Annotated in this window: 1 rRNA gene; it reads left to right on the forward strand. The window is 53.4% G+C overall.

Annotated elements, in window-relative coordinates:
• Window positions 1-399: ribosomal RNA gene (locus H0X90_RS35495) — 23S ribosomal RNA — on the forward strand; the annotation flags it as partial.

A 399-nucleotide genomic window follows, 5' to 3' on the forward strand; every position in this document is an offset into this window, starting at 1 on the left:
GTTTGGCACCTCGATGTCGGCTCATCGCATCCTGGGGCTGTAGTCGGTCCCAAGGGTTGGGCTGTTCGCCCATTAAAGCGGTACGCGAGCTGGGTTCAGAACGTCGTGAGACAGTTCGGTCCCTATCCGTCGTGGGCGTAGGAAATTTGAGAGGAGCTGTCCTTAGTACGAGAGGACCGGGATGGACATACCTCTGGTGTACCAGTTGTCGTGCCAACGGCATAGCTGGGTAGCTATGTATGGACGGGATAAGTGCTGAAAGCATCTAAGCATGAAGCCCCCCTCAAGATGAGATTTCCCAACTTCGGTTATAAGATCCCTCGAAGATGACGAGGTTAATAGGTTCGAGGTGGAAGCGTGGTGACACGTGGAGCTGACGAATACTAATCGATCGAAGAC

Origin of the sequence: Burkholderia sp. 9775_39 (assembly GCF_015712225.1) — a bacterium.
Classification (GTDB): Bacteria; Pseudomonadota; Gammaproteobacteria; order Burkholderiales; family Burkholderiaceae; genus Burkholderia; species Burkholderia cenocepacia.